4 protein-coding genes and 1 pseudogene are annotated in these 6247 nt (G+C 63.9%); 1 reads left to right on the top strand and 4 read right to left on the bottom strand.

Translation table 11 applies throughout. The features are described 5' to 3' along the window. Positions 1 to 334 (bottom strand): annotated as a pseudogene (locus tag F7R19_RS14870) (energy transducer TonB); the annotation flags it as partial. A gap of 447 nt (positions 335 to 781) precedes the next feature. On the opposite strand from F7R19_RS14870, the gene F7R19_RS14865 reads away from it, so the two are divergent. Continuing rightward, entirely contained in the window at positions 782 to 3097 is a 2316-nt protein-coding gene (locus tag F7R19_RS14865; protein WP_150981119.1) for an AAA family ATPase, read from the top strand. Here the strand turns inward: F7R19_RS14865 and murI are convergent. The 3 genes from murI to F7R19_RS14850 form a co-directional block, all read right to left on the bottom strand. Further along, the gene (murI, locus tag F7R19_RS14860) at positions 3087 to 3917 is read right to left on the bottom strand and encodes a glutamate racemase (protein WP_150981118.1); all 831 of its coding nucleotides are present in this window, start codon (positions 3915 to 3917) and stop codon (positions 3087 to 3089) included. The two genes, F7R19_RS14865 and murI, sit on opposite strands and share 11 nt — an antisense overlap. Positions 3918 to 3985: 68 nt before the next feature. Next, complete coding sequence (locus F7R19_RS14855; RefSeq protein ID WP_061959746.1) at positions 3986 to 5509, bottom strand: fumarate hydratase; 1524 nt, start codon at positions 5507 to 5509, stop codon at positions 3986 to 3988. A 139-nt stretch (positions 5510 to 5648) separates the two neighbouring features. After that, positions 5649 to 6212: a TIGR00645 family protein gene (locus tag F7R19_RS14850; protein ID WP_150981117.1), complete on the bottom strand. Its 564-nt coding sequence runs from the start codon at positions 6210 to 6212 to the stop codon at positions 5649 to 5651. Positions 6213 to 6247 lie beyond the last annotated feature (35 nt).

Raw genomic sequence — 6247 nt, 5'->3', positions numbered from 1 at the left:
CCGGCGGGGCCGGCGGGGCGGGGGGCGCCTCGATCGCGGTCGGCGACGGCGGCAGCGATGCCACCGGTTCCGGCGTCGGTTGCGGCTTGGGCGGCGCCGGACGCGGCGTGACCACCTTGACCTGCTTGGGCGGCTCGGGTGTCTTCTGCGGCTTGGGCGGTTCCGGCGCCTTCTGCTGCTGAGGCGGTTCCATCGGGATGATGCGGGCGATGATTTCCGGGGCGATGACGGCCTCGGTCATCTTGCGCGCCAGACCGGACTGGATCAGATACAGCAATCCGGCATGAAACAACAGGACCGCGACGGTGATCTTGAAAAATCGTTGATCGAACATGAGAGGAACGACAGATGCTCGCCAAATGGCGCAATCACTTGCGGTAGAACAGGATCAGCGAGATGCCACATCCGACCAGCAGGCTCAATAGCAGTTCCATGATGATAACGCTCCAGAAAAACACAGCCGTGAAACGGGGTTGCCAGGGGAGCGCTACTCTTGGGCAGCGTATCAGCGAGCAGTATAAACGATAATGATTCTTATTTGTTGCGCATTGTGCAATGCGGGCGATTCTTCTGCATCCGCTTCATTCGGGCGGAACATCAATGGCGGCCGCTACGTCGGGCCGGCGTAACGTGGCCTAGGCCGCGCCAAAAAGCGCGCCCGGCGCCCATCGGCCGGAAAACCGCGCTACGATAAACAGAAACCCCATTGCGGCAGACACGGCATAGGTTGGGCGATCCCTGCGGTCCGGACGTCCGAAGTCCTGTGCGAAGGGAGCCAGTCATGGATTTCACCCGTTTTGCTGAAGACGACCGCACGATGGACGACCGCACCACGTTGCTTCGCGCGTCGCCCGGCGCGCCGGGAACGTCGGCCCTCGACTGGATGTGCGCCCAGTTTGCCTTGCGCGTGGTCTGCGCACTGGGCCCGCGCTTCAACTTGCGCAGCAATATCAACGATGTCCTGACCGTCAGCGCGCAGGAGATGGTCTGGCCCTACGGCGTGGTGTTGCGCGTGCAGCGATTCCTGTCGGCGCGATGCGCCGATATGCCCGCGTGGAAGGGCGCCTCGCGGCTGTCGCCCGAGGACTTTCTGGAACGCCACGGTCAATGGAACAGCGCCTTCGACGAAAGCGCGTTGTTCTATTACCTCGACGAATACGTCAAGCATCACGCCAAGGACATGTTCGCGGTATTCGCCGCGTCGTCGGCCGCCATCGCCGCGCGGCTGGACGGCGAGCGCGTGCTGCTCGTGCGCAATATCGACATGCTGAGCCATGTGCTCAACCTGCCGGACCACGAGCGCAAGCTGCTGCTCTACGCCGCGCTCGCCAAGTACAAGCGCGACCTCCGAGCGGTGATGGTCGACTGCAAGGTCGCGCACAGCCAGGAGGCATTCCAGATCCTGTCGGGCCTCACCGGCGCCAGTCCTGCCGATATCGCGGTCTCGCTGCGCCCCGGGTCGCGTCTGGAGACGTTGAACCTGATCGAGCAACCGCTGCCCGAAAACAGCGTGACCGATCTGGGCGACCTGATGCGGCTGTCCGATCGGCTGCTGCACGTACTGCTGGGCAATTACGCCAACGAAGCCGAGATGATGGCGGTGTTCACGCGGCCGGCCGCGCCGCCGACGCTAGGTACCGCGGACTATCCGCATGTCGAAACCGATGTGCGCTATCTGACCGCGTTGCTTGGCAATGCCACGCGCCAGAATGCGCCGGGCGTGAACTTACTGATCTATGGGCCGCCAGGCACGGGCAAGACCGAGTTTGCGCGATTGCTTGCGCGCGAAGCGGCGTGCGAACTTTACGAGGTCGACTGCTTCGATCGCGACGGCAACAGTCTTTCGGGCAAGGACCGCTATCGCTCGCTGCAGGTGTCCCAGGCGTTCCTGCGCGGACGCCCCCGCACCGCGCTGCTGTTCGACGAGGTCGAGGACGTGTTTCCGGGCAGCGCGCGCGAGCTGATGAGCCTGTTCGGTCAGGAAGACACGCGCGGGTCCGTCAACGGCAAGGCGTGGGTCAACCAGACGCTTGAGCAGAATCCCGTGCCGGTGATCTGGATATCGAATTCGATCCGGCAGATCGATCCGGCATATCTGCGCCGCTTCCAGTTTCACCTAGAGCTGAAGATTCCGCCGCCGCTGGTGCGCGAGAACATCATCCGCAAACATCTGGGCAGCCTCGATGTCAGCGATGCGTTCATTGCCACGCTGGCCGCGCGCAAGACGCTGACGCCGGCCCAGGTGCAATCGGCCGCGCGGTTCGTGGAACTGGCGCGACCCGATGTCGACGAACCGCTCGAAGCGCTGATTCTGCGCCAGCTCGAACATGCCGATCGCGCGATGGGGCTGCGCCCGGAGGCCGAGGCGCGTCCGGTCGTCACGCATTACCGGCTCGACAATCTCAATCTGGAATCGCGCTACGCCGTCGACAAGATCGTGCAGGCGCTGGGCGCGCGGCGGCGCGGCACGCTGTGTTTCTATGGCCCGCCCGGCACGGGAAAGACGGCGCTGGCCGAGCATATTGCGGCCGCGCTCGATCTGCCGCTGATGATCCGTCGCGCGTCCGACCTGATGAGCAAGTACGTGGGCGAAACCGAGCAGCAGATTGCGGCGATGTTCGCGCGCGCCGAAGAGGATGGCGCGGTGTTGCTGCTCGACGAGGCCGACAGTTTCATGCAGAGCCGCCAGCAGGCCGTGCGCAATTACGAAGTGTCCGAAGTCAACGAGATGCTGCAGGGCATGGAGCGTTTCAACGGCATTTTCGTCTGCACGACGAATCTGTTCGAGCGGATCGACGAAGCGGCGCTGCGGCGCTTTTCCTTCAAGATCCGCTTCCTGCCGCTCAAGCCTACGCAGCGCGTGGCGATGTTCGTCGACGAGGCGCTCGATGGCGACGACAGCCGCATGACCGACGCGATTCGCCGCGATCTCGATGCGATGGATTGCCTGACGCCCGGAGACTTCGCCACCGTCAAGCGACAGTCCGTGGTTCTTGGCGAAGCGCTGACGCCCGATGAATTCCTGGCGCAATTGCGGCAGGAGCACGCCGTGAAGCCGGACGTGCGGCATCACAAGCCCGTCGGCTTCACGCAGTAAGCGGTCCGTCTTCCAGCGCGGGTGCGGGTTCGATGACCACGGTTTCGGCACGGGCCTCGACCTGCAGCAGCGCCGCGGCCATCTCGTGCAGATGCGCCGCATCCTTCGTCGACAGATAGCGAATGCCGGCCGCGTTGGCAGGATCGGCCGCCATATCGAATTCGGCCAGCTTGCGCGCCAGTTGTCGCGCAATTGCGGCGCCCGTGTCGATCAGTGTCAGCCTGTCCCCGACCATCTCGCGAATCGCGGCCGACAGGAACGGGTAGTGCGTGCAGCCAAGCACCAATGTGTCGGCGCCGGCTTCGAGCATGGGCCCAAGATAGGCGTCGAGTTTTTCGCGAATGGCCGGACTGGACACGTCGCCTTGCTCAATCAGCGCAACCAGCCCGTGGCCCGCCGCGCACAAGTAGCGGCTTTCCGGCGCGAGCGTCGCCAGCAGACGAGAGAACTTCTCGCTTTTCAGGGTGTTGGCGGTGGCCAGCACACCTACCACCTTGCTGCGACTGATCGCCGCCGCGGGCTTCAATCCCGGTTCGACGCCGATGACCGGCACACTCAATTCGCTGCGCAGCGCCTGCACGGCATGCATCGTGGCCGTGTTGCAGGCTATCACCAGCGCCTTGCACCCCTGCGCGACGAGCCATCGGCACACTTGCAAGGTGCGCGCCGTCACGAACCGCTCGGGCTTGTCGCCATAGGGGGCGTAGCGAGAATCGGCAAGGTAGATCAGCGGCTCATGCGGCAGCAGCGCGCGCACTTCGCGCAGGACCGAAAGGCCGCCAAGACCGGAGTCGAAAATGCCGACAGGAGAAGAGTCCACGAAATCGCGCGCGTAAAAAAGCCGGACAGCAATTGTCCGGCTTCCGAGGGTAAAAGACTACCGGTCGATCAGGCCGTTGCGACCGGAATCTTGCCGATCTTCGCCTGCCATTCGGCAGGGCCGGTCTTGTGCACCGACGTACCCGAACTATCCACGGCCACCGTCACGGGCATGTCCTTGACGTCGAATTCGTAGATCGCTTCCATGCCGAGGTCTTCAAATGCCAGCACCTTGGCGCCGCGAATCGCCTTCGACACCAGGTAGGCGGCGCCGCCCACGGCCATCAGGTAGGCCGACTTGTGCTTCTGGATCGATTCGATCGCCACGGGGCCGCGCTCGGCCTTGCCGATCATCGCGATCAGGCCGGTCTGCGAGAGCATGGTTTCCGTGAACTTGTCCATGCGGGTCGCCGTCGTCGGGCCGGCCGGGCCGACTACCTCGTCGCGCACCGGATCGACCGGGCCGACGTAGTAGATCACGCGGTTGGTGAAATCGATGGGCAGCTTTTCGCCCTTGGCCAGCATGTCGGCGATGCGCTTGTGCGCGGCGTCGCGGCCGGTCAGCATCTTGCCGTTGAGCAGCAGCGTCTGGCCCGGCGTCCACGAGGCGACTTCCTCGGGCGTCAGCGTGTTGAGATCGACGCGCTTCGAGGTTTCCGTGTTCGGCGCCCATTCCACCTTCGGCCATGCCGACAGATCCGGCGCTTCCAGCTTGGCCGGGCCGCTGCCGTCCAGCGTGAAGTGAACGTGGCGGGTGGCCGCGCAGTTCGGGATCATCGCCACGGGCTTGGAAGCCGCGTGCGTCGGCGACGCCATGATCTTGACGTCGAGCACCGTGGCCAGGCCGCCCAGGCCCTGCGCGCCGATGCCGAGCGCATTCACCTTTTCATACAGTTCGACGCGCAGTTCCTCGATCCAGTCCTTCGGGCCGCGTGCGATGATGTCCTGGATGTCGATGGATTCCATCAGCGATTCCTTGGCCATCACCATTGCCTTTTCGGCGGTGCCGCCAATGCCGATGCCGAGCATGCCCGGCGGGCACCAGCCGGCGCCCATCGTCGGCACTGTCTTCAGCACCCAGTCGACGATCGAGTCGGACGGGTTCAGCATCACGAACTTCGACTTGTTCTCCGAACCGCCGCCCTTGGCCGCCACCTGGATGTCCACCGTGTTGCCCGGCACCACTTCGTAGTGGATCACGGCCGGCGTGTTGTCCTTGGTGTTCTTGCGGGCGCCTTCCGGCGGGCTGACGATCGACGCGCGCAGCACGTTGTCCGGGTGCGTGTAACCGCGGCGCACGCCTTCGTTGATCATCTCGGTCAAGCCCATCGTGGCGCCGTCCCAGCGCACGTCCATCCCCACCTTGACGAAGACCGTGACGATGCCGGTGTCCTGGCACAGCGGGCGCTTGCCTTCGGCGCACATGCGGCTGTTGGTCAGGATCTGTGCAATCGCGTCCTTGGCGGCCGGACTCTGCTCCAGCTCGTAGGCGCGGCCCAGGCTGGTGATGTAGTCCATCGGGTGGTAATAGCTGATGTACTGCAGGGAATCGGCGACGCTCTGGATGAGGTCTTCTTGCTTGATGACTGTCATTTTGTGGGGGGAGGGCAGCGGTGAAACACAGCCCGGGATGATACACCGTGGCGGCGACGGCTGTTGCAATGCATACAGCCGTCGACACATTTGGTCGGGTATTGCGGCGGTGGCAGCCCTCGCCCCGCCAGTCGCGAAGTCAGTGTGCGTTTTGCGGCGCGCCGGGCACGCCGCGGGACGCGCCCGCCGGGTGCGGATACGACACCATGCGGTCCACCCAGGCCATCGCCAGCGCCGAGAGCAGGAACGCAACGTGGATGATCACCTGCCACATGATCGTATGCGAGCTGCGCTGCTCGGCGTCGATAAACGTCTTGAGCAGATGGATCGACGAGATGCCGATCAGCGCCATCGAAAGTTTCACCTTCAGCACACCGGCGTTGACGTGATCGAGCCATTCGGGCTCGTCGGGATGATTGTCGATGCCGAGCCGCGACACGAAGGTCTCGTAGCCGCCCACGATCACCATGATCAGCAGGTTCGAAATCATCACCACATCGATCAGTCCCAGCACCACCAGCATGATCTTGGTCTCGTCGAAGGACGTGACGTGCGACAGCAGGTGCCAGACCTCGACCAGGAAGTGATAGACGTAGACGCCTTGCGCGACGATCAGGCCAAGATATAGCGGCAGTTGCAGCCAGCGCGAAGCGAAGATAATGCGGGGAATCGGACGAAGCGGTCGGTAGGGAGTGTCTGCCATGGGATGGGACGCGGGAATTGGTAATGTCCTAAGAC

The sequence above is a fragment of the Cupriavidus pauculus genome (assembly GCF_008801835.1).
GTDB classification, from domain to species: domain Bacteria; phylum Pseudomonadota; class Gammaproteobacteria; order Burkholderiales; family Burkholderiaceae; genus Cupriavidus; species Cupriavidus pauculus.
This window is presented reverse-complemented; position numbering and strand designations above follow the sequence as displayed.